A 19,414-nucleotide genomic window follows, 5' to 3' on the forward strand; every position below is an offset into this window, starting at 1 on the left:
GTTCGGGGGGGGGGGGGGCGCGTGCCCCACTCACGTGGGGGACCTCTCTGGTCGCCCGGGGGCGCGGGTTCTGGGGGGGGGGGGGCCCCGCCCCGCCCGGGCGCGGCGCGCCACCACGCGGAGGTCTGACTTCGGCGGCTAGATGCGATCAGCCCTTGTAGAGCGGCTGGTCCCCGGTCGGGGTGAAGATCTGCATGCCGTAGCCCTCCAGCAGCAGCCCGTGGTTGAGCTCGGCGGCGGCGGCCTTGCGGAACGGCTGGGTCAGCAGGTGTCGGGTGAAGCGGCGGGTCGTGGTCGGCTTGACCAAGAGCTTCTCCGCGATCTCGTGGGCGCGGTTGAGGACCTGGTCCTTCGGGACGACCTCGTTCACGGCGCCCCATTCCTTGGCCTCCTGCGCGGAGAGCTTGAGGTCGGTGGTGAGGAAGTAGCGGGCGCGGTTCTGCCCGACGACCAGGGGCCACACGACGTGGATACCGTCACCGGGAACGACGCCCTGGGCGAAGTGGGCGCGGTCCATGATCGTCGCGTCCTCGGAGGCGATCACGACGTCGCACATCAGCGCGAGCTCGGAGTGCAGCTCGGTCGGACCGTTGATCGCGGCGATGCAGGGGACCTGGATGTCGAGGAAGTTCGTGATGAGCTGGTAGCCCGACCACCCGAGCCGCTCCATGTACTGCGGCGGCACCGGTTCGCCCGACTCGCCGTAGGAGTAGTCGACGATGAAGTTGTCGCCGGCGCCGGTCAGGATGAGCAATTCGGCCTCGGGGTCGCCCGCGACGTCGGAGAACGCGAACGCGATCTCGTCGTGGGCGGTGCCGGGCGCCCACACGATGCTGTCGCCGTTGGTGTGCAGCGTCATGGTGACCACGCCGCTGTCGGCGCGTTCGAACCGCACGTTCTCGTAGCGGTCCTTGTAGTCCTCGAAGCGGGTCAGTTTCGACATGTGATCCTTGATCCTTTGTGCGGTGCGGTGTGGTCGTGATGTGGTGGCGTGGCGCCGGCACCGGCGGTCAGGCGAAGTCCAGGACGAACCGGCCGCGAACCCCGCCCGCTTCCAGCGCTGCGTGGGCTCGGGCGACCTCGTCCGGCCCGATGACCTCGGCGACCCGAGGGGTGAGCTGTCCTGCCTGGACCGCGCTGGCCAGCTTGAGCAGGCTGCCGGGGATGTCGGGGTTCTCGTAGAACTGGAAGTGGCGGTAGGAGATACCGCGTGGCGCCGGGTCCGGCAGCGTCTCGGTGCCGCGCTCACCGATGGCGCGCAAGCTGGAGTAGACGCCGTTGTCGGCGATGACGTCGAGCGCGGCGGCTCCGAGGAGAGCACTGTCGGCGAGGGCGTCCACGCCCTGGGGCAGTTGGCGCAGCACGTCGGCGACGTAGCCGGGTCCGCGCCGAGCGATCAGGTCGGCGCCGAGGCTGCGAATGAGTTCCTCGTCGGCCTCGCTGGAGTCGGCGATGACGCGAACTCCGGCGAGTTTGCTCAGTTCGATGAAGTAGCCGCCGAACGCTCCGGCCGAGCCGGTGACCGCTGCGGTCGACCCCTCCTTCAAGCCCATGACGTGGATGCCCCAGATCGCGGTGAGTCCGTTCATCGGGACGGTGGACGCCTCGGCAAGGGACACAGTGGACGGCGCGGGCACCGCCCATTCCTTTGGCACGACCACGAACTCCGCGTAGCCGCCGCCCTGCGGGCGGGTCGGCACGACAAGGGACATCACGTCGTCCCCGACCCGGAAACTGGACTCGGCGCCCGCGCCTACCTGATCGACGACTCCGGCGACCTCCAGTCCTGGAACGTACGGGGCCGGGGAACCGCCGAGGTCGACGTCACCGAGGCGGATCAGGACGTCCGCGGGGTTGATCGCCGCTCCTCGGACGCGGATGCGGACCTCTCCAGGGCCCGCGTGCGGCTCGGGCAGGTCCAGCACCGTGAGGACTTCGGGCCCGCCGGGAGTGTGAAAACCAACAGCCTTCATGACTTCGTCCTTTGCTTGCGTGGTAGAAGGGATCGATCGGTCACGCCCGCCGACGGCGTGCGCCTGCGCTGCGCGTGGGGACGCGCAGGAGCCGACCGACCAGGAGTGCCTTGAGCCCGAGCCCCTTGCGGCCAGGGGTGACGATCACCTCGGCGGCCTTGCGCTTCTTCGCGAGGTCCCAGGCGATGTCGGCGATGCGGTCGGGATCAAGCGCGAAATCGCCGCCGGACGCCTCCGGCCCGGAAGACATCGCGGCGTGGATGTCGCTGTTCTCGATCAGCCCGCCGATCACCAGCACGCCGACGTAGACGCCCCGCTCAGCGAGCGCGGCGTTGAGCGTCACGGCGTAACTGCATGCCGCCGCGGCCGGCACGGTCATCGCACCCAGCGCTGGGACAGGAAGGGCGGCGCTGATAGCGCTGGTGAACAGGAAAGTGCCGGTCTTCCGTCGCAGCATGGACGGCAACACCTTCGCCACGACGTCCATCGCCGGGTAGACCGCGCTCATCGCCGCACCGACGTCGGCGCCAGTGACGTCCTCAATGGACGGCTGAGCCTCGGCGACGTTGTGCGGCGACGGGCCGTAGTAGACGACATCGATCTCACCGAACTTCTCGACCACCTCGTCGAGCGCCTTACCGAGAGCCTCCGGGTCGCGGACGTCGGCGCGGAAGGAGGCCGCCTCGACACCGGAAGCGGCGAGGTCCTCCAGATAGGCGGCGTGACGCTCCGGCGACGAGACAGCAGCGCGACGCGGTGACCTTCGCGTCCGAAGCGCCGGGCCACCGACAACCCCAGACCGGGACCGGCACCGATGATCACTGCGGTGGACATGGAACTCCTCATTTCGATTGCACGACTACGCGCTTCGCTACCCGGAGGCGACTCCTCGGTATCACTTAGTCGAGTGCCGAACCAGCTAAGTTCACGTTGATGTAGCTATAGTAGGCCCGCAAGTGGACTCCAGTGACCGCTTAGGGAGAAGTGAGAAAAAATGAGGGTAGAAGATTCTCAGTTCCGGGATGGGGCGCACAGCTCGGACACCGACGCGGCAGCACTGCGCGCGGACGCTCGCCACAACCGCCAGCGGATCATCGACGCTTCGCGAGAACTGTTCTCGTCGCATGGCCTCGACGTCCCCATGAAAGTCATCGCCCGCCGTGCCGATGTCGGGATGGCAACCCTGTACCGCCGCTTCCCGACCAGGCAGGACCTGCTCGCCGAGGTCTTCGCCGAGCAGTTTGCCCAGTGTGCGGCGATCGTCGAGGCGGCCGTGGCGAATCCCGACCCGTGGCAAGGGCTGCGCTCAGGAGTGGAGGGCCTGGCGGCCATGCAGGCAGCGGACCACGGGTTCAGTGCCGCGTTCGTCCGCGACCTGCCGACGGCATCGATGATCGAGCAGAAACTGCAAGAGGGGATGCGCGGCTTCGAGGAGCTGATCGAGCGTGCGAAGGCATCTGGTCAACTGCGAACCGATTTCACATTCGAGGACCTCGTCCTCGTCTTAATGGCTAACAGCGGCGCTGTTGCCCACGCGAAAGAGGCCGCGGCTGCCGCGTCGAAGCGACTTGTCGCCTTTCTGCTCGAATCGTTTCACACCGCTGCGGTGGAACCCTCCGCGTTGCCACCTGCCATCGAGGCCGGCCTGTCCGGCGTGGTCTTCCCAGACCCCGACCAGTAGCAGTCCCATGGACCACGTCGGGGCACCTGCCTTAAGTCCATCGTGCGACCCGAACGTGCCCGACGTTGCCCTGGTACGGCATAACCACTGATTCGTGTGACGACACCTGGGTGGGCACCCGCGACCCGATGCGTCTGGGACAACAGCCCTGCGGAGTCGTTCTGGTCGACGTTCAAACACGAGGAGTACTACCGGCACGTGTACGCCACGAAGGCGGAATCGTTGCTGCGGTTGACAAGTGCGGGTGCGTTTCGACAACAGTGTGCGGCGGCGCTCCTCGATCGGGATGCTCAGTCCAGACGTCTACGAGAAGTCACTGCCAGCGGCTGCGTGAACTGTGTAAGCCCCTGTCCACCGTTCGGGGTGAAGGGGTTTCGCGACGTCGTCGCCGAGTAGCGTCTGCAGCACCCGCAGGCTGGACAACGCGCGGACCTGAGGACTACCGGCGCGGCAGCGCGACCCGGGTAGTGGCGAGGTCAGCGAACACGTCCCCCATCTTCTCGACACGGTCGAGCACTTCCTCGGCCGTGAACACCAGATCCTGCGGGCGTCGGCATGCCGTCACCTCGTCCCAGGTGATCGGCGTGGACACCGTCGGCCGGTCCCGGCCGCGCAGCGAGTACGGCGCGACGGTGGTCTTGGCCGGGTTGTTCTGCGACCAGTCGATGAAGACTTTCCCCGGCCGCAGCGCCTTGGCCATTTTCGCCGTCACCAAGCCCGGAGTCTGCGCGGCCAACAGCTCAGCGAGTGCCTTGGCGTACTGCGAGGGCCGCTCCGGGGTGCGGGTCCGGATACCGCAGCAGACCTGCATTCCCTTCGAGCCACTGGTTTTGCTCACCGGCGTCAGCCCGTCGCCGACCAGGATCTCCCGTAGCCGCTCCGCCACCCGCGCGCACTCCACAATGGTGGCGCCCGGCCCGGGATCGAGGTCGAACACCAACCGGTCCGGCGGCCGCCGCGTCGAACCTGGGCCCAGGGTCCACTGTGGAACGTGTAGTTCCAGCGCGGCGAGGTTCGCCGCCCACACCAGCGACGGCAGATCGTCGATCAGCGGATACTCGATGACCCCCTCGCGGCCGCGGGAGCCGCTGTGGGGCAGCCTGGCGGTGCGGACCCAGTCCGGTGCGCCCTCGGCGATGTTCTTGGCGAAAAAGTGTTGTCCACCGACCCCGTCGGGAAAACGAATGAACGTCACCGGCCGTCCGGACAGGTGCGGTAGCAGGACCGGGGCGATGAGCGTGTAGTACTGGATGACCTGCGCTTTGCTGTAGCCGTCTGGGTACAGCTGCTTGTCCAGGTTGGACAACGTCACACGGCGGTTCTCGACCTGCACGGCGACCGTGTTGCCGCGGGCCGCCGACCGTGGCGCTGTCGGCGACGGCGCGGCAGCAGCTGAGGACGTTCGACGGCCGGGTTCCGGGACGATGACCTCGTCCGGGGCGCGGTCGTCGCGCAGGCCACGCCAGCTGGTGTGCCGCAACCGGCCGGCGCCGCGGGTGAACTGCCGGAACCGGACCTCGCCGACCAGGATGGGCTCGACCCACTGCGCACGCACCACGTCCGCGCGCGGCGGACTCGAGGCGAACGGGTGCTTGTCGCGCCGCAGCGGCTGCAACCGCGCCAGCAGACCGCGGCGGTCAGTTTCGCTGAAGCCGGTGCCGACGTCGCCGATGTAGACGAGGTCAGCCGTGATCGGGTCGTGTGCGCCCAGCAGCAGACCGCCCAGGGAGCCGGCGAGGCGGTTCTGGCCCGGCCGCCAGCCGCAGACCACGACTTCCTGGGTCTGGATCAACGGGTGCTTCAGCCAGGCGTCGGTGCGTTTGCCCGGCGAGTACGGTGCCGTCCGGGCCTTGGCAACCAGGCCCTCGTGCCCGTCGCCCGCGATGCGCTCCAGCAACCGCTGCGCAGTGAGCCGGTCGGCAGCCAAATCGTCGGCGGTGAACGCGGGCACCACCGACACCAGGTAGGGGTCAGGCATCGCGATGCCGGTCAGCGCCTCTCGGCGCCGGTCATACGGCTCGCCCAGCAGCACCTGCTCGCCCAGCCGCAACAGGTCGAACGCCAGGAACCGCACGGCCACCGGGTCCTGGAACGGTCCGGCGCCGCGGTAGCGGCGGTAGCGGCCGCGACGCTCTTGCAGCAGCCCGAAGTCGACCTGTCCGTCCGGGTTGTAGACGACGATCTCCCCGTCCAGCACCGCCTCCCGCCCGCCCAGGGCCGGGCCGAGCACACCGGCCAGCGCGGCGAACTCCGGTGTGAAGTCGATGCCGTTACGGCTGGTCAACACGGTCATGCCGTCGGTTGCGACGCGCATCGCGGCGCGGTAGCCGTCCAGCTTGTACTCGTAGGCCCAGCCAGGCCCGGTGGGCAAGTGGCCGCCGTCGGGCTTGGCCAGCATCGGCGGGATCCACTCCGGCGCCGACGCCGGGCCCGTCCTCGTGCTGCGCACCATGCCGGCCCCTTTCGTCCCGGGGCGACACCAGGCGCGCCGGTCGACTCTCGCCAGCGCGACCGTAGCCCGGATGGCGTAGTTCTGCCGGATAATGCCTGGTAGGAGGTAGGTGGTGTGAGCGGATCACCGCGTCGTCCACGGTGGCGAAGATGACCAGCTTCTGGTCCAGGCCGGTGAGCCCGCCTGGCCCGCGTGCTCCTGCTGGAACCCATTCGCGTCGGCGTCCACCCCCGCCAGCAAGATCGTTTCGAGTCACCCGATCGGGGGTATTCGCCAGGTCAGCCCAACGCCGGCCCCGGAGGTCACGATGACCAGCACCGCCAAGCAGGACTCACCCAGCCTGCACGACCCGGCCACCATGCCCACCGACATCACCGGACGGCTCTCGGCCTTCGACAAGTTCGCCACCCACGCCGACCACTTCGCCTCCCGCGCCTGGTTCTTCGCGTTCTGCGTGGTGCTGGTCGTGGTCTGGGCGCCGTCGTTCTTCCTGTTCGGCAGCATCGACACCTGGCAGCTGATCATCAACACCATCACCACCATCGTGACGTTCCTGCTCGTGGCGCTGTTGCAGAACACCCAGAAACGCGCCGACGACGCGGTGCAGCACAAGCTCAACGCGATCGCCGAGGGCCTGGCCACCCTCATGGGCCACGTCGCCGGCCAGGACAACGCCGACCTGCACCGCGACTCCCAAGAACTGCGCGCCGCGGTCGGCCTGGAAGACCGCGAAGGATCCTAGAGCCGGGTGCCTTCGGCGAGACCGGACCCGTCCGCACCGCTCAGTCGGCGCGCACCGGGCACGGCCACCGGATGCGCACCAGCGTGCCCGACGCGTTCGGGCACAGCTCGAACTCGGCGGCCAATTTCTCGATCAACAGCAAGCCTCGGCCCCGCCACGACGGGGCCGCATCCGAACGGCGGGGCTTCCACCGTCCGTGGTCAGCGACGACGACGGTCAGCATGTCCGCCTCCCGCTGCGCGTGCAGGTCGAACACCGGATGGGTGGCGGCGGCGGGGTAGGCGTGGTCGATGACGTTGGCCAGCGCCTCGTACACCGCCAATCCGATGTCGTCGACCACCTCACGTGACCGGCACACCGCCCGTGCCCAGCGCAGCACCGCCGCTCGGACGGCGCCGGCTTGCTCGGGGACCGCAGGCACGGCGTGCAGGTGCAGGCCCGGACCGGTGGGCCCGGTTGACGCCGAGCCGGGATCCTCGACGGTCACCGTCTACCACCTCCACCTGGTAAATCTCGCTCTGGTCGCAGAGTGCCCACCTGATCGTGACCTACACCGGCGCACCCGGTTGAGCCCATCCGGACCACACCGGAGCTGGTGGCGGGCGTGATCGAACGCGGTGGGGTGAAGCACACCGCCAATCGATCACTTCGAGAGCTACTGTCTGTACGAGCACCCGTGCCTGCCCTGGTCGCGTGGTGGCAGTAGGAAGGAGGACCACGCCGATGACCGATCTTGACGACGAGCGCGCCGGTGATCCCCTTGCCGGGCTGCCCCCCGACCCCAACGAGGCGTTGCAGATGCGCGAGGAGATCGTGGACGGCGCGGTGGTGGTCCGCGCTGTCGGCGAGGTGGACATGGCCACCCGGGAGCTGCTGGACCTGCGACTGCAGGCCGCCGAGTCACAGGTGGCGCCGCCGGCACCGGTCGTGCTGGACCTGTCCGGCGTGGTGTTCCTGGCCTCGATGGGCCTGTCACTGCTGGTCGAACACCATGAGCGGTGCGCCGAGCGCGGCAGCCGTCTCATCGTGGTGGCCACCGATCGCGCGGTGTTGCGGCCGATGCAGATCACCGGTCTCACCGAGTTGCTGACGGTCGTGCCGACGGTGCAGGCCGCGTTGACCGGCGCGGCCTGATCGACAAGTCCTCAGCCATCACACGCGGCGAACACGGCGCGGTCGGCCCAGTCCAGCCGAGGTTTCGGGTTGCCTCGGCGCAGCACGGCCACCTCGTGGCGGGAGCACCAGCAACTCGACGTCCTTGGACGTCGACGAGCCGCCGAGCAACACCAGCAGACCCCACAAACGTCGGTGCCGCGGCGGCGATGGCTTGCCCTGGGCTGTCTGGTGTCGTGCTCGCTGTCCTTGGCGTGCTGGGCATCGCCTGCCCCCTGGGTGACGTCAGTGCTGGAGTTGCGGGCCATCTGGTGCTCGACCGGGCCACAGTCGAACTCGGGGCGCTGATGTTCGCCGGCTATCCCGGCTACTCCCCCGCCGACGTGCAGTTCCCGGACGTCAGCGACCCCGGGGGCGCCGACGTCGGGGAGATGCCCGTCGTGCACTCCGCCGACGACATGCGCGCCCTGGTCACCCGCCTGCGCCTGGTGCTGGAAGACCCACGCCAGCTGCTCTCCGGCGCCGTGATCGACCTCGCCGTCGACGCGCTGTCCAACACCTGCTGGGATCCGACCAAGGTCGTCGTGCCCGGCCTGACCGGCGTGCGCTACCCCACCGACCTTTGAGTTGCTACGTGAGACGCAGCAGGCGGGCGACGCCGAAGTCGAAGCGCGCGTCGAAGGAATCGTCGGACAGCAACGACTCGCCGATCTTCGCCAACGCCGGATAGGCCGCCAGTGCCGGCGCGACGTAGTCGGCCGGCGGCGTGGTCTGCTGCTCCTGCGTCAGACCGAGGGTGAAGTAGACCAACGCCCAGCACAGCCGTGCGGCGTCCTCGTCTGAATAGCCGGCCTCCAGCAGACCACCGATGATGACCTCGGCGACGCGCAGCGTCCGATCGGTGCTGGTGTAGGTGCCGGCGACGAGCCGGCCGCCGTCCCGATGGCCGAGCATGGCCCGGCGGTAGCGGCCGATCATCGTGCGCACCCGCTCGACCGGATCGCCCGGCAGGTCGTCCAGTGCGACCGAGCCGACGATCGCGTCGGCCATCTTCTCGATCAGGCTGGCCTTGGTCTTGACGTACCAGCTGACCGAGTTCAGATGGGCCCCGAGCACCCGGGCGACCCCGCGCAGCGAGAGACCCTCCAGCCCCTCCTGCTCCAGCGTCGCGAACGCGGCGGCGGTCACGTCGTCCTGGGTCCAGCGCACTCGGGGCTCCCTTTCGCACCGTCAAGATTTGGTCATCGTACAACTCAGCCGAACGCCGCGCGGGACACGTCATCCCAGCGCCGCCACTCGTCCAGCCGGGCCTCGTACTCCCGGGTGATCACCTCCAGCGGCCCCTGCCCGAAGAAGACCCGCAGCGGCGGCTCGTCCGCGTCGACGACAGTGAGGATCGCTTCCCTGGTCGCGCGCGGGTCGCCGCGACGGCCGGCCGGACGGGCCATGCCGGCGCGGAAGTCGTCATAGGCCGACAGATGTTCGGCCTGCACCGCGGACGGCCCGGCCCAGTCAGTGGCGTAACCGGCCGGCTCGACCATGGTCACCTTGACGCCGAAGCCCTTCACCTCGGCCGCCAGGCTGGCGGTAAAGCCCTCCAGGCCGAACTTGGACGCGTGGTAGACACCGAGCCCGGGCAGCGAGAACACGCCGGCGATGGAGGACACCTGGATGATGTGGCCACCGCCCTGCGCCCGCAGGTGCGGCAGCGCGGCCTGAGTCACCCACAGCGAGCCGAACAGGTTGACCTCGACCTGGTCCCGGGCCTGCTGCTCGGTGACCTCCTCGACCATCCCGAACAGGCCATAGCCGGCGTTGTTGACCACCACGTCGAGCACGCCGAAGTGATCGACCGCCCGCTGCACGGCCTTGATCACGGCCTCGCGGTCGGTGACCTCCAACTCGATCGGCAGGATCGCGTCACCGTAGTCGCGGACCAGGTCGTCGAAGGCAGCCGCCGACCGGCTCGTCGCGGCGACCCGGTCGCCGCGCTCCAACGCGGCCTCCGTCCACTCGCGACCGAAGCCCCGGGACGCGCCGGTGATGAACCATGTTTTCACAGACATTTCCTGTCTCCCGTCACTTGTTTCCCGGCCGCAGCTGGTCGGCGGCCTCGATGAGCTGGTCACGTGCCTGGCCCTCGCCGGCCTCCGTCGCCCAGGCGACGTGTCCGTCGGGGCGAATCAGCGCCGCCGTCACGCCCGCCCATCCGGCGCGCTCCTGGTGAGCCAGTGGCTGCGCCGACATCGCGCGTTGGCGCAGCTCCGCCGCGGTGGCGGCGTCCACGAGCCCGGGAGCCGCGACGACCACCGGCTGCGCATCGTGCAGTACCGCGAACAGCGAGGCCCTGGCGCCGGCAAGGGGCAGATCCGGGGCGCGGGACCCCGCGAGCGGATGGCCGGGCAGGTGGTATTTCACGTACAGGCCGGACATGCGCTCCGCGAGGGCCTTGGAGAACTCCGGCACGGTGGCGATGAATTCCGACATCAACGCCCGCAGCGACAGGCCGTCGCCCTCAGTCGAGCGCAGGACCGCCTGCGCACGGGTGGACAGCAGCAGGTCCAGGCCGACCTGGCGGCGTTCGGCGGCATAGGAGTCCAGCACCGAGTCGGGCGCCAGGCCGTGCACGACGTCGGCCAGCCGCCAGCCCAGACCGGCCGCGTCCTGGATGCCCGTGTTCATGCCGACGCCGCCGGCCGGCAGATGGATGTGCGCCGCGTCGCCCGCGATCAGGATCCGCCCGGCCCGGTACGTCGACGCGATCTTCGCCGCGTCGCCGTAGCGCGACAGCCAGATCGGGTCCCGCATGCCGAAGTCCGTGCCGGCGACGGCGACGGTCGCGGCCCGCAGCTGTTCGAACGTCAGCTCGTTGTTGTCCGGGATCGCCGACGAGTTGCCGACGATCCGGTACGCGTGCGGCTGCGGCAACGGCACGACCAGCAGGCTGCCGTGCTCGTTGGACGGGCTGAACGACCGCGACTCCGGCGGGTTGTCCAGCACGATGTCGCCCAGCAGCCCCCAGATCCTGGTGTTCGTGCCCTCGAACTCGATGCCGGCCGCGTCCCGCACGACGCTGCGCGCGCCGTCGGCGCCGACCAGATACGCGGACTCGATCGAATAGGTCGTCTCGCCCGAGCGCACCGTCGTGACTACGACATCGCCCTTGTCATGCACCGCCAGCGCCTCGTGCCCGCGGCGGATGTCCACGCCCAGCTCACGCGCGGCGCGTTCCAGCACCACCTCGGTGTCGTGCTGGGGAAACAGCAACAGGAACGGGTAGGGCGTGTCCAGCACGCCGTAGTCCAGCCGCTGCTCCAGGATCGCGAAATGCCCGTCCGGGAGCCGGATGCCCCGGTCGAGCGGGTCCTCGGCCAGGCCCCGCTGGCCGAGCACCTCCAGCGTGCGCGGGTGCACGACAAGTGCCTTCGAGTACGGCGACGGCCGGCCCAACCGCTCCAACACCACCACGTCGACACCGCGCCGGGCCAGCTCGCCGGCCGTCCACAGGCCCACCGGGCCCGCTCCGACAATCGTGACGTCAGCCATCCGACGCCACCTCCCTCCAGTTTTGGTCACCGACCAACTTCCTCAGTAAAATTGGTCAGCGACCAAAAGTCAAGGAGTGGTCGCCAGGCCGTGGGTAGGCCAGGTTGTCCGGTCCGCCGGTGCTATCCTGCGGAATAGCTATTCCGATGGAGGTGAGGCATGCTCGACAGCCTGGGCACTCGTATTGTCGGCGGCATCCATCGGCGGGCCTTCGGCCTTCCACCTCGGCGAAACGCATACACGGTCGAGCGCGGGCTGCTCGTGCCCGTCCGCGACGGCGCACAACTGGTCACCGATCACTACGCGCCGGTCGGCCCGGCCAACGGCACCGTGCTGATCAGGAGTCCCTACGGCCGTGGCCTGCCGGAAAGCCTGCTGCACGGTCGAATGCTCGCCGAGCGCGGGTATCACGTGGTCATCCAGAGCGTGCGCGGCACCGGCGGCTCGACCGGCCCGTTCCGGCCCATCGCGCAGGAGACGGCCGACGCCCAGGACGCCGTCGCGTGGCTGCGGACCCAATCGTGGTTCACCGGCACGCTGGCCACACTGGGCGGGTCCTACCTCGGCTGGACGCAGTGGGCGTTGCTCCAGGATCCGCCGGCGGAACTGCGGGCGGCCGTCGTGATCGTCGGCCCGCACGACTTCAGTCGGGCCATCCACGGCAGCGGCGGCCTCGCGCTGGCCGACTTTCTCGGCTGGAGCGCGGCGATCGAGGCGCCGGGGCCGGTCGCGATGATGGCCGCACGGCGGCGCGTCGCGGCGGCGCTACGGGAGTCGACCCCCGCCAAGGCAGCTGCCGCCGCGCTCGGCACCGGCGATGCTCCCTGGTTCGCCGACTGGCTCGACCATGACAACCTCGATGATCCGTACTGGCAGCCGTACAACGCCGGTTCCGCGTTGCGCGACGGCAAGGTGCCCGTGCTGCTCATCGGCGGCTGGCACGACGTCTTCATCGATCAGACCCTTGAGCAGTACCGCAGCCTGTCCAAGGTGGCGTTGACGGTGGGCCCGTGGACCCATCTCGACACGGCCGCCAAGGCGTCCAAGGTCGCCGACACCGAGGCCCTGGCGTGGTTCGACCAGCACCTGGCCGGCATTGGCCCGGCCCGCGAGGCGCCCGTCCGCATCCACGTGACCGGCGCCGGGCAGTGGCGGTCCATGCCCTGGTGGCCACCGGTGACCCGTGACCTCGTCCTCGCGCTCGACGCCTCGGCCCGTCTGACCGACTCGGCCACGGGCGGTGGAATCGTCGAGTTCAGCTACGACCCCGTGGATCCGACGCCCGCCGTCGGCGGTCGGCACATGTCGACCGGCGCCGGCCGCAAGGACAACCGCCGGCTCGAAGCGCGGGACGACGTTGTCGTCTTCACCTCCGATCCGCTCGAACACGATCTTGAGGTCCTCGGCCCGCCGCGCCTTCGGCTGGCGGTCGACGGCGCCCCCGTCTTCGTCCGCCTGTGCGACGTGGACCGCCGCGGCCGATCCTGGAACGTCACCGAATCGTTCGGCTCGGCCACGGAGTTCGAGCTCGGCTCCTGCGCGCACCGGTTCCGTGCCGGACATCGCCTGCGGCTGCAGGTGTCCGGCGGGGCCTACCCGCGCTATGCCCGCAACACCAAGGAGATCCGGTACACCATCGACTGCGCCGGCTCCGCCCTGACGGTGCCGGTGGCTGTCACGCCGTCACCAGAATAGCTGTTCCGCTTCAGTTGTGAAGCTAGGCGGAACAGGTCTTCCGGTCAACGCCCGGAAGCGCCGGAACCTGAGCGAATACTCAGGAGGCGGTCGCTAGCGTGCGTTCGCACACCGGCGCGGAACCCCTGTCGCGCCGCCGAAAATCGACGGAGAAACCCATGAGAGCAACGACTTTGGGCCTGGTCGCCCTGCTCATCGCCGGTGTCGCGCCCGCGGCGAGCGCGGCGCCGGCCGGCTGGCAGCCCGAGCCGGCCACCTTCGGCGTGAGTGCCCCGGTGTTCACATCCGTGCGCATGGACGACGGCGTCATGATCTCCACCGAGGTGGTGTACCCGACCGATCCCGCCTCCGGGGCCAGGGCCGCCGGCAACTTTCCCGTGCTGCTCACCCAGAATCCATACGGTGCAGGCCGTTCCGATCCGACGTCCGGCGGAAAGTACTTCGTCCAACGGGGCTACATCTACGTCGCCTCGGCCATCCGCGGCACCGGAACCTCGGGCGGCCAGGTCGACTGGTTCGGCGACCGACAGGGCCGCGACGGCGCGGAACTGGTCGACTGGGCCGCGCGCGCACTGCCCGGCTCGGACGGCTTGGTCGGCCTGGACGGCTGCTCGTACCTTGGCGTCGACCAGTGGTTCACCGCCGCGGCCGTCGGCCGGCACTCCGCGCTCAAGACGATCGCCCCGTTCTGCACCGACTCCGACTTCTACAACGACCTCACCGCCGACGGCGGCATCCCGACCTCCTTCGTCGCCGGCATCGCCCACGCCGAACCCCGTGGCCCACAGGACGATCCGGCGACCGACCCGCAGTCCGTCACCATCGCGCAGCAGGCCACCGGCGGCCCTCGCGCGTACGACAACGACTACTGGCAGCAGTTGGACGTGCAGCGGCTCATGCCGACGATCGTCGCCAACGGCATACCGGCGCTGTCCGAGGCCGGCTGGCAGGACCTGTTCCCCGGCGGCAACCTCGGCACCTACGTGGCCTCGCAGAACGCCTACTTCCACCGCCCGCTGACCGCGCCGGTCACCGCCCGCGAGCCGACAACCGGGCGATACCAGGCGATCGTCGGGCCATGGACGCACGGTGAGCACGTCAACGAGGCATCGCTCCAGTCGATTCGACTGGAGTGGTTCGACACCTGGCTGAAGGGCGCGCGCACCGGCATGGCCGACACACGCACTCCATTGCACCTCTTCGAGAACACCGCCAGCCGATGGGTGGACACCGCCGCCTGGCCGCCATCGCCGACCGCGTCGAGCTTCCGCTTCGACGGGGGCGACACACTGGCCTGGGCGCCCGGCAGCTCGCTGACCTACACCACCGCACCGCTGACACGCTCGATGGTGCTGGATGGACCGTCCGACCTGACCGTCTACGCGAGCTCGACCACCCCCGAGGTCGAACTGTCCGCCACGCTCAACGTGCTCGCCGCCGACGGCCACGTGGTCAAGCAGGCCGACGGGATCCTGCTCGGCAGCCAGCGGCAGCTCGACACCGCCCAGAGCTGGTACGCCGACGGCACGCTGATCCAGCCGAGCCATCCGTTCACCCAGGCCAGCCAGCGAGCCGTGCCGGTCGGCCGGTCCACCCGCTATGACCTGTCCCTGCTCGCCAACTTCACCGAGATCACCGCCGGCCAACGCATCCAGGTCGTGCTGACCACGCAGCCACCGGCCAACTTCCACCTGGCCATGGCGCCGACGCCGCGGCAACTGGCCGGCCTCGCCGACGGTGTCTACACGATCCAGCACGCAACCCTCAACCTGCCCCTGGCCGCTCCCGATCGGTTCCGGACCAGCTCGGCCGACTGGGGACCGATCAGCTAGCCTGAAGCCGTGTTGTCAGAACGGAAACCTCCACGGCGCGACGGACAGGACATCATGGAACGCGTCCTGGCCGTCGCCGCGGAGGTGTTCGCCGCACAGGGCCTCGGCGCGACGCTGGCGGACGTCGCGAAGCACGCGGACGTCGGAGTGGGGACCGTGTACCGCCGGTTCGCGAACAAGGACGACCTGATCTACGACGTGTACGCCGACCGCGTCCACGCCACGGAGGATCTGGCGGAGAGAGCCAGCAAGGCCACCGATGTGTGGGCGGGCTTCGTGTCCTTCCTCGAACAGTCGCTCATGGACCTGGCCAATGACCGAGGGCTACGCGAGCTGACCACCGGCGGCTACACCGAGTCTCTGGGCTGGGCCCGCGGCACACCGCCGACACGACTGGCCGAGCTGCTGGCCCACAACCACACCACGATGGGTGTGCACCTGACCAAGCTGGTGCGTCGGGCCAAGCGAGCCGGCGTGCTGCGCAAGGACTTCCAAGCCACCGACATGATGGTGCTGTCGCACGCGGCGCAGGCCGCGATGGACTTCAGCGACGCCGAACGGCCGCAGTTCTATCGCCGGACACTCGGCTTCATCCTGGACGGGCTGCGCCCGTCCCGCGAGGCGCCGACGCCGCTGCCGTCGCCGGCTCTGACCGACGCGGATCTGCTCGCGATCCGTCGCCGCTGACCCGGTCGTGCGGCACGCGGCCGCGCCCGAACGGATTGTCGGCCCGGTGCCGCTCCGCCGGTGCGGCCTGAATCGGAACAGCTATTCCCATTTGCAAAAAGCCGCGTACCGCCCGCGTCGCGAGACCGCGACACCTCTTGACACACGCCGACCCGCATCGGAATATTAACCGTCCGTTCGGTCGGTTAACCGAGGTGTCCACGACGACGTGGACGCTCGAGCACGTGTGTACGAAACACCTTCTACCGCGAAAACTCGACCAGGCCTCAATTTCGTCGACTCGGCGCCGCGAACCGGCCATGCCGACGGGTTGACTCCGAATCCGGACACGGATCGCCACCGCCCATCGAGACCGACGATCCCCCCACGTGGCAACAGCCGGCCACGAGTTCGGTCCGGCCGCGGTCACTCGAACCAACCGGAATAGCTGTTCCGATTTCGCCCACCGAAAGGCCCCTGCCATGACAGCGCTGTCGGCGTCCACGCTCGCGACCCCTGCCAACGGAAACAGATCGACCACGGCCACCGCTTCGCGCATCGGCCACGCGCTGCCGGTCGGGGCGGCCGGCTTCGCCTGGTGCTCGCTCGCGCTGGGGCTGGCCACCATCGGCGTGCTCAGCCCGGCCGGGGCCGCGATCATTCTGCCGGGGACGTTCTTCTACGGCGGCATAGTCCAGCTGCTGGCCGGATTTTTCGCGCTGGCCGCGGGCGCGTCGTTCGCCGCCGCCTTCCTGACCGCGTACGGCGCCTTCTGGATCGGCTACTCCGCGATCGAGGTCTACGTCGCGCCACACATCGTCGACTCGATAATGTCCGCGCCGGCCAACGCCGGGCTCCCCAAAGAAGCCGTGGCCGCGCAGGCCGGCCACACCGTCGCCCAGTCACTCGGCGTCTTCCTGATCGCCTGGTTCGTCGTCACGCTGATCTTCACCGTCGTCAGCCTCGGCACCAACATCATGACCGTCACCGCGTTCGTGCTGTTGGACATCACGATCGTGGCCCTACTGGTGGCCTACCTCGGCGCCTCCGCCGCCGGCGTGCCCCAGTCCGCCGGCCTGCACGTCGCCGGCTACACGGAGATCGTCCTGGCCGCGGTCGCCTTCTACATCGTGCTCGCCGAACTCGCCAACGAGACCATGGGCCGGGCGGTGTTCCCGCTGTTCGCCTTGACAAGGACCATGCCGGCGGCCGAACCGTCCCTGTGAATTCAGCCGAACACAGGCCCGCACGACTTGACCTAGACATCGGATCTCTCCACACTGTGCGCGGGTCGACCGCCATCGACTCCCGTTGTTTTGCTGGCCAGGCGGTCGACTGCTCGGAGGTACGATGTTTCGGTTCCAGCACGCCCGTAGACTCGTTCACGGACTGGTCGCCGCCGTCGCGGTGTTGCCGATGATCACCGCGGTGGTGGTGTCGGACCAGGCGACGGCCGCCGCCGAGGAAAGTGGCATCGGGGCCACGCCGGCGCTCGGCTGGAGCAGCTGGAGCTTCGTTCGCCGGCATCCCACGGCGGCGACGATCAAGGCACAGGCGGACGCGATGCGCGGCAGCGACCTGGCGCGCGTCGGCTACTCCTACGTCAACATCGACGACTTCTGGTACCCGTGCCCGGGCAGCCAGGGGCCGGCCGTCGACGCCTACGGCCGGTGGACGATCGACACGACCGAATTCCCCGATGCCGGCGGGAAGAACGGTATCCGGGCCGTCGCCGACCATGTGCACGCCGACGGCCTGAAGTTCGGGCTGTACGTCACGCCGGGCATCTCCAACCAGGCGGTGGCCGCCAACACCCCCATCGAGGGCACCACCTATCACGCGGCCGACATCGCCGACCCGAGCTTCTCGGAGGGCAACTACAACTGCGGCGGCATGGTCGGCATCGACTACAGCAAGCCCGGCGCGCAGGCCTTCCTCAATTCGTGGGCCAACCAGTTCGCGTCGTGGGGCGTGGACTACCTGAAGCTGGACGGGGTCGGCATCCAGGACATCCCGGACGTCAAGGGCTGGTCGACCGCGCTGCGGCAGACCGGACGGCCGATCCACCTCGAACTGTCCAACAGCCTGGACATCAACAACGCCGCGACCTGGGCCGAATACGCCAACGGTTGGCGGACCGGCGGCGACATCGAATGCTACTGCGGCGCCAACGCCGCCACCTACCCACTGACCACCTGGGGCAGCGTCGCGACCCGGTTCGACCAGGCCGCGGCCTGGCAGCCGTACGGCCGGCCCGGCGGGTTCAACGACTACGACTCGATCGAGGTCGGCAACGGCGCCGACACCGGGCTCACACCGGACGAGCGCCGGTCACAGCTGAGCCTGTGGGCGCTCGCGGCGTCCCCGCTCATTCTCGGCACCGACCTGACCCACCTGGATCCCGCCGATCTCGCCCTGCTGAAGAACACCGAGGTGCTCGCGGTCGACCAGGACGGGATCGACGCCACGCGGGTGACCTCGACCGCGACGACACAGATCTTCGCCAAGACAGCGGCCAACGGCGACGTCACCGTCGGCATCTTCAACACCGGCGGCAAGCCCGCGCCGATCTCCACCACCGCCACCGCCCTCGGTCTGCCGGCCGGCAGCTACCTCCTCCACGACCTGTGGACACACCAGGTCACCCAGACGACCGGCACGATCAGCCCGACCGTCCCGTCGCACGGCGTGGCGCTCTACCGGCTGAGCAAGGCCCGTGGCCTGGCCGAGCCGAACACCTCCATCGAGTTGACCGGCCTGCCCACCAGCGCGGCGGGCAACCAGCCGGTGACGGCGACCGCGACATTCACCAACAACGGCACGCTCGCCGTGAACGACGTCGACCTCAGCCTTCGGGCGCAACAGGGCTACACCGTCAAGGCCACGTCACCGACCAGGTTCGGCAGTGTCCGGAGCGGACAGACCGTCCACGCGACCTTCCAGATCGTGCCGCCGACACCACACACGACCCTGTTCGGCACGGGCGACCTCACCGCGGCCGCGCACGGCCGCTGGCTGGGAGTCCGGCCGCTGACCGCGACAACAGCCTATCCGCTCACCGTCGCCCGGCCGGTGCCGGCGCCGTACCAGACCTTCAGCGCCGCCAACGGAAGCTTCGCCGAACTCGATGGCCGGCTCGGCATCCGGGACGACGGGGCCGACGTCTACGGCGACACCAACCAGTACAGCGCCGTCTACCGTCCGGGCGCGGAGCTCGACGGCACGGTCGCCACCGTGAAGGTCACGGCGCAACAGGCGACCGATCCGTGGGCCAAGGCCGGCATCATGGCGCGCGACGACGTCACGGCCGCCGGCAACTCCAAGGGATTCCTCATTCTCGCGGTGACACCGGGCAACGGCAACGTCGTGCAGTGGGACTCCGACGGCGACGGCCAGCTCGACTCCAGCCAGGGGGCGGGCGGCGCCTCCTATCCGACGTGGCTGAAGCTGGTGCGAACCGGCGCGAGCTACCGCGGTTACTACTCCACCGACAACGCCAACTGGACGTTGATCGCCACAGTGTCGCCCCCTGGCGTCGCCGCCACCCAGGACGTCGCGGTGTTCAGCACGGCACACAGCGCCGGCAACACCGGCGAGGCCGACTTCGACGGCTTCACCGTCACCCCGCCGAGCCCGTGACTTGTCGTTGGCCCAGGCGGAGAACTCCGCCTGGGCCACCCACGTGGCGGCCGGGGGGCGCTAGGCCGCGGCCAG

At 69.3% G+C, this 19,414-nt stretch carries 16 protein-coding genes and 1 pseudogene; 9 read left to right on the forward strand and 8 right to left on the reverse strand.

The window, feature by feature from the left end; genetic code table 11:
- Positions 1–148 precede the first annotated feature (148 nt).
- From AB0M73_RS36885 to AB0M73_RS36895, 3 genes and pseudogenes are all read right to left on the reverse strand, one after another.
- Positions 149–943, reverse strand: coding sequence for an enoyl-CoA hydratase/isomerase family protein (locus AB0M73_RS36885; protein WP_363901128.1), 795 nt, complete (start codon positions 941–943; stop codon positions 149–151).
- A 67-nt stretch (positions 944–1,010) separates the two neighbouring features.
- Complete coding sequence (locus AB0M73_RS36890) at positions 1,011–1,973, reverse strand: NADP-dependent oxidoreductase (RefSeq protein WP_363901131.1); 963 nt, start codon at positions 1,971–1,973, stop codon at positions 1,011–1,013.
- Between the two features lie 40 nt (positions 1,974–2,013).
- A pseudogene (locus AB0M73_RS36895) lies at positions 2,014–2,700 on the reverse strand (SDR family NAD(P)-dependent oxidoreductase); the annotation flags it as partial.
- A 267-nt stretch (positions 2,701–2,967) separates the two neighbouring features.
- Here AB0M73_RS36895 and AB0M73_RS36900 point away from each other — a divergent pair.
- Positions 2,968–3,654: a TetR/AcrR family transcriptional regulator gene (locus AB0M73_RS36900; protein ID WP_363901134.1), complete on the forward strand. Its 687-nt coding sequence runs from the start codon at positions 2,968–2,970 to the stop codon at positions 3,652–3,654.
- A gap of 439 nt (positions 3,655–4,093) precedes the next feature.
- On the opposite strand, the gene ligD is transcribed toward AB0M73_RS36900, so the two are convergent.
- Entirely contained in the window at positions 4,094–6,106 is a 2,013-nt protein-coding gene (ligD, locus tag AB0M73_RS36905) for a DNA ligase D (RefSeq protein ID WP_363901137.1), read from the reverse strand.
- A 307-nt stretch (positions 6,107–6,413) separates the two neighbouring features.
- On the opposite strand from ligD, the gene AB0M73_RS36910 reads away from it, so the two are divergent.
- On the forward strand, positions 6,414–6,848 hold the full coding sequence (locus tag AB0M73_RS36910) for a low affinity iron permease family protein (RefSeq protein ID WP_363901140.1): 435 nt from the start codon (positions 6,414–6,416) through the stop codon (positions 6,846–6,848).
- Positions 6,849–6,888: 40 nt separating this feature from the next.
- Here the strand turns inward: AB0M73_RS36910 and AB0M73_RS36915 are convergent, their stop codons facing one another.
- Complete coding sequence (locus AB0M73_RS36915) at positions 6,889–7,335, reverse strand: ATP-binding protein (protein WP_363901143.1); 447 nt, start codon at positions 7,333–7,335, stop codon at positions 6,889–6,891.
- A gap of 236 nt (positions 7,336–7,571) precedes the next feature.
- On the opposite strand from AB0M73_RS36915, the gene AB0M73_RS36920 reads away from it, so the two are divergent.
- On the forward strand, positions 7,572–7,982 hold the full coding sequence (locus AB0M73_RS36920) for an STAS domain-containing protein (RefSeq protein ID WP_363901146.1): 411 nt from the start codon (positions 7,572–7,574) through the stop codon (positions 7,980–7,982).
- 215 nt (positions 7,983–8,197) lie between these two features.
- Complete coding sequence (locus tag AB0M73_RS36925; protein WP_363901149.1) at positions 8,198–8,587, forward strand: hypothetical protein; 390 nt, start codon at positions 8,198–8,200, stop codon at positions 8,585–8,587.
- Positions 8,588–8,591: 4 nt separating this feature from the next.
- Here the strand turns inward: AB0M73_RS36925 and AB0M73_RS36930 are convergent, their stop codons facing one another.
- The 3 genes from AB0M73_RS36930 to AB0M73_RS36940 are packed head-to-tail and all read right to left on the reverse strand — an operon-like array spanning position 8,592 to position 11,507.
- Positions 8,592–9,170 (reverse strand): TetR/AcrR family transcriptional regulator C-terminal domain-containing protein, encoded by a 579-nt coding sequence (locus tag AB0M73_RS36930; RefSeq protein WP_363901152.1) that lies wholly within the window; start codon positions 9,168–9,170, stop codon positions 8,592–8,594.
- 44 nt (positions 9,171–9,214) lie between these two features.
- Positions 9,215–10,027 (reverse strand): SDR family oxidoreductase, encoded by an 813-nt coding sequence (locus tag AB0M73_RS36935; RefSeq protein ID WP_363901155.1) that lies wholly within the window; start codon positions 10,025–10,027, stop codon positions 9,215–9,217.
- A gap of 13 nt (positions 10,028–10,040) precedes the next feature.
- Positions 10,041–11,507: an FAD-dependent oxidoreductase gene (locus AB0M73_RS36940; RefSeq protein WP_363901158.1), complete on the reverse strand. Its 1,467-nt coding sequence runs from the start codon at positions 11,505–11,507 to the stop codon at positions 10,041–10,043.
- A 159-nt stretch (positions 11,508–11,666) separates the two neighbouring features.
- On the opposite strand from AB0M73_RS36940, the gene AB0M73_RS36945 reads away from it, so the two are divergent.
- From AB0M73_RS36945 to AB0M73_RS36965, 5 genes are all read left to right on the forward strand, one after another.
- A complete protein-coding gene (locus AB0M73_RS36945; RefSeq protein ID WP_363901161.1) occupies positions 11,667–13,202 on the forward strand; it encodes a CocE/NonD family hydrolase in 1,536 nt (511 codons plus the stop codon).
- A gap of 158 nt (positions 13,203–13,360) precedes the next feature.
- On the forward strand, positions 13,361–15,034 hold the full coding sequence (locus AB0M73_RS36950) for a CocE/NonD family hydrolase (protein ID WP_363901164.1): 1,674 nt from the start codon (positions 13,361–13,363) through the stop codon (positions 15,032–15,034).
- Between the two features lie 54 nt (positions 15,035–15,088).
- Entirely contained in the window at positions 15,089–15,721 is a 633-nt protein-coding gene (locus tag AB0M73_RS36955; RefSeq protein ID WP_363901167.1) for a helix-turn-helix domain-containing protein, read from the forward strand.
- A 461-nt stretch (positions 15,722–16,182) separates the two neighbouring features.
- Positions 16,183–16,926, forward strand: coding sequence for an acetate uptake transporter (locus tag AB0M73_RS36960; RefSeq protein WP_363901170.1), 744 nt, complete (start codon positions 16,183–16,185; stop codon positions 16,924–16,926).
- 124 nt (positions 16,927–17,050) lie between these two features.
- Positions 17,051–19,339, forward strand: coding sequence for an NEW3 domain-containing protein (locus AB0M73_RS36965; protein WP_363901172.1), 2,289 nt, complete (start codon positions 17,051–17,053; stop codon positions 19,337–19,339).
- Positions 19,340–19,414: the final 75 nt, after the last annotated feature.

It is taken from the genome of Kutzneria sp. NPDC051319 (assembly GCF_040682195.1).
Lineage (GTDB): Bacteria > Actinomycetota > Actinomycetes > Mycobacteriales > Pseudonocardiaceae > Kutzneria.

What these genes read in the sequence shown, in the direction of transcription:
- ligD (WP_363901137.1), bottom strand. Translation starts at nt 6,106, where the DNA reads ATGGTGCGCAGCACGAGGACGGGCCCGGCGTCGGCGCCGGAGTGGATC.
- AB0M73_RS36965 (WP_363901172.1), top strand. Translation starts at nt 17,051, where the DNA reads ATGTTTCGGTTCCAGCACGCCCGTAGACTCGTTCACGGACTGGTCGCC.
- AB0M73_RS36935 (WP_363901155.1), bottom strand. Translation starts at nt 10,027, where the DNA reads ATGTCTGTGAAAACATGGTTCATCACCGGCGCGTCCCGGGGCTTCGGT.
- AB0M73_RS36920 (WP_363901146.1), top strand. Translation starts at nt 7,572, where the DNA reads ATGACCGATCTTGACGACGAGCGCGCCGGTGATCCCCTTGCCGGGCTG.
- AB0M73_RS36955 (WP_363901167.1), top strand. Translation starts at nt 15,089, where the DNA reads ATGGAACGCGTCCTGGCCGTCGCCGCGGAGGTGTTCGCCGCACAGGGC.
- AB0M73_RS36910 (WP_363901140.1), top strand. Translation starts at nt 6,414, where the DNA reads ATGACCAGCACCGCCAAGCAGGACTCACCCAGCCTGCACGACCCGGCC.
- AB0M73_RS36900 (WP_363901134.1), top strand. Translation starts at nt 2,968, where the DNA reads ATGAGGGTAGAAGATTCTCAGTTCCGGGATGGGGCGCACAGCTCGGAC.
- AB0M73_RS36890 (WP_363901131.1), bottom strand. Translation starts at nt 1,973, where the DNA reads ATGAAGGCTGTTGGTTTTCACACTCCCGGCGGGCCCGAAGTCCTCACG.
- AB0M73_RS36960 (WP_363901170.1), top strand. Translation starts at nt 16,183, where the DNA reads ATGACAGCGCTGTCGGCGTCCACGCTCGCGACCCCTGCCAACGGAAAC.
- AB0M73_RS36885 (WP_363901128.1), bottom strand. Translation starts at nt 943, where the DNA reads ATGTCGAAACTGACCCGCTTCGAGGACTACAAGGACCGCTACGAGAAC.
- AB0M73_RS36950 (WP_363901164.1), top strand. Translation starts at nt 13,361, where the DNA reads ATGAGAGCAACGACTTTGGGCCTGGTCGCCCTGCTCATCGCCGGTGTC.
- AB0M73_RS36945 (WP_363901161.1), top strand. Translation starts at nt 11,667, where the DNA reads ATGCTCGACAGCCTGGGCACTCGTATTGTCGGCGGCATCCATCGGCGG.
- AB0M73_RS36940 (WP_363901158.1), bottom strand. Translation starts at nt 11,507, where the DNA reads ATGGCTGACGTCACGATTGTCGGAGCGGGCCCGGTGGGCCTGTGGACG.